Origin of the sequence: Acinetobacter sp. AS167 (genome assembly GCF_037152175.1) — a bacterium.
Classification (GTDB): domain Bacteria; phylum Pseudomonadota; class Gammaproteobacteria; order Pseudomonadales; family Moraxellaceae; genus Acinetobacter.
The window spans coordinates 1-2,997 of sequence record NZ_JBBCMP010000026.1 but is presented as its reverse complement, the minus strand read 5'-3'; the positions used below and the strand labels follow the sequence as shown (position 1 = coordinate 2,997).

The following is a 2,997-nucleotide window of genomic DNA, read 5'->3' as shown; positions in this document are numbered from 1 at the left end:
TTCACAGGCAACAAATAGAAGTGGTTGAATCCACATTGTTGATCCTCCTTGTAGGGATTAGCGACTGTTTGGGGTTGTATAGTCAAGTAATTAAGTGCATGTGGTGGATGCCTTGGCAGTCAGAGGCGATGAAAGACGTAATAGCCTGCGATAAGCTTCGGGGAGGCGGCAAATATCCTGTGATCCGGAGATTTCTGAATGGGGAAACCCACTTACCATAAGGTAGGTATCGCATGATGAATACATAGTCATGCGAGGCGAACGAGGGGAAGTGAAACATCTCAGTACCCTTAGGAAAAGAAATCAATTGAGATTCCCTCAGTAGCGGCGAGCGAACGGGGATCAGCCCATTAAGTTATATGTGTTTTAGCGGAAAGCTCTGGGAAGTGCTACCGTAGAGGGTGATAGTCCCGTACACGAAAGGGCACATATAATGATGACGAGTAGGGCGAGGCACGTGAAACCTTGTCTGAATATGGGGGGACCATCCTCCAAGGCTAAATACTCCTGACTGACCGATAGTGAACCAGTACCGTGAGGGAAAGGCGAAAAGAACCCCTGTGAGGGGAGTGAAATAGATCCTGAAACCGCATGCATACAAGCAGTGGGAGCCGACTTGTTCGGTGACTGCGTACCTTTTGTATAATGGGTCAGCGACTTATATTCAGTAGCAAGGTTAACCGTATAGGGGAGCCGTAGAGAAATCGAGTCTTAATAGGGCGTTTAGTTGCTGGGTATAGACCCGAAACCGGGTGATCTATCCATGAGCAGGTTGAAGGTTGGGTAACACTAACTGGAGGACCGAACCCACTGTCGTTGAAAAGCCAGGGGATGACTTGTGGATAGGGGTGAAAGGCTAATCAAACTCGGTGATAGCTGGTTCTCCCCGAAAGCTATTTAGGTAGCGCCTCGGACGAATACCATAGGGGGTAGAGCACTGTTTCGGCTAGGGGGTCATCCCGACTTACCAAACCGATGCAAACTCCGAATACCTATGAGTACTATCCGGGAGACAGACTGCGGGTGCTAACGTCCGTAGTCAAGAGGAAAACAATCCAGACCGCCAGCTAAGGCCCCAAAATTATAGTTAAGTGGGAAACGATGTGGGAAGGCATAGACAGCTAGGAGGTTGGCTTAGAAGCAGCCACCCTTTAAAGAAAGCGTAATAGCTCACTAGTCGAGTCGGCCTGCGCGGAAGATGTAACGGGGCTAAAACTATATGCCGAAGCTGCGGATGTATACTTAGTATACGTGGTAGGGGAGCGTTCTGTAAGCCGATGAAGGTGTATTGAGAAGTATGCTGGAGGTATCAGAAGTGCGAATGCTGACGTGAGTAACGACAATGCGAGTGAAAAACTCGCACGCTGAAAGACCAAGGGTTCCAGTCCAACGTTAATCGGGGCTGGGTGAGTCGACCCCTAAGGCGAGGCCGAGAGGCGTAGTCGATGGGAAATTGGTTAATATTCCAATACTTCTGTGTAATGCGATGAGAGGACGGAGAAAGTTAAGTCAGCCTGGCGTTGGTTGTCCAGGTGAAAGGCAGTAGGCATGCATCTTAGGCAAATCCGGGGTGCTCTATGCTGAGAGCTGATAGCAAGCTAGTTTACTAGCGAAGTGGCTGATACTATGCTTCCAGGAAAAGTCTCTAAGCTTCAGTTACACAGGAATCGTACCCGAAACCGACACAGGTGGTCAGGTCGAGTAGACCAAAGCGCTTGAGAGAACTCTGCTGAAGGAACTAGGCAAAATGGTACCGTAACTTCGGGAGAAGGTACGCTGCTGACGGTGATAGGACTTGCTCCTTGAGCTATTGGCAGCCACAGAAACCAGGCCCCTGCAACTGTTTATTAAAAACATAGCACTCTGCAAACACGAAAGTGGACGTATAGGGTGTGATGCCTGCCCGGTGCTGGAAGGTTAATTGATGGGGTTAGCGTAAGCGAAGCTCTTGATCGAAGCCCCAGTAAACGGCGGCCGTAACTATAACGGTCCTAAGGTAGCGAAATTCCTTGTCGGGTAAGTTCCGACCTGCACGAATGGCATAATGATGGGGGCGCTGTCTCCAGCAGAGACTCAGTGAAATCGAATTCGCCGTGAAGATGCGGTGTACCCGCGGCTAGACGGAAAGACCCCGTGAACCTTTACTGCAGCTTGACATTGAACTTTGATCTTACTTGTGTAGGATAGGTGGGAGGCTTTGAAGTAGTGACGCCAGTTGCTATGGAGCCATCCTTGAAATACCACCCTGGTAATATTGAGGTTCTAACTCTGTCCCGTTATCCGGGACGAGGACCATGTCTGGTGGGTAGTTTGACTGGGGCGGTCTCCTCCTAAAGAGTAACGGAGGAGTACGAAGGTGCGCTCAGCGTGGTCGGAAATCACGCGTAGAGTATAAAGGCAAAAGCGCGCTTAACTGCGAGACCCACAAGTCGAGCAGGTACGAAAGTAGGTCTTAGTGATCCGGTGGTTCTGTATGGAAGGGCCATCGCTCAACGGATAAAAGGTACTCTGGGGATAACAGGCTGATACCGCCCAAGAGTTCATATCGACGGCGGTGTTTGGCACCTCGATGTCGGCTCATCTCATCCTGGGGCTGAAGCAGGTCCCAAGGGTATGGCTGTTCGCCATTTAAAGAGGTACGCGAGCTGGGTTTAGAACGTCGTGAGACAGTTCGGTCCCTATCTACCGTGGGCGTTGGAAATTTGAGAGGATCTGCTCCTAGTACGAGAGGACCAGAGTGGACGAACCTCTGGTGTACCGGTTGTGACGCCAGTCGCATCGCCGGGTAGCTATGTTCGGAAGGGATAACCGCTGAAAGCATCTAAGCGGGAAGCCTACCTCAAGATAAGATTTCCCTAGGACTTTATGTCCTCTAAAGAGCCGTTGAAGACTACGACGTTGATAGGTTGGATGTGGAAGTGCGGTGACGCATGAAGCTGACCAATACTAATTGCTCGTGAGGCTTGACTATACAACACCCAAGCAGTTGTATACGAA

Annotated in this window: 1 rRNA gene; it reads left to right on the top strand. The window is 50.2% G+C overall.

From position 1 onward, the window contains the following. Positions 1 to 80: 80 nt before the first annotated feature. Positions 81 to 2,971 (top strand): 23S ribosomal RNA (locus WFN33_RS20145). Positions 2,972 to 2,997: the final 26 nt, after the last annotated feature.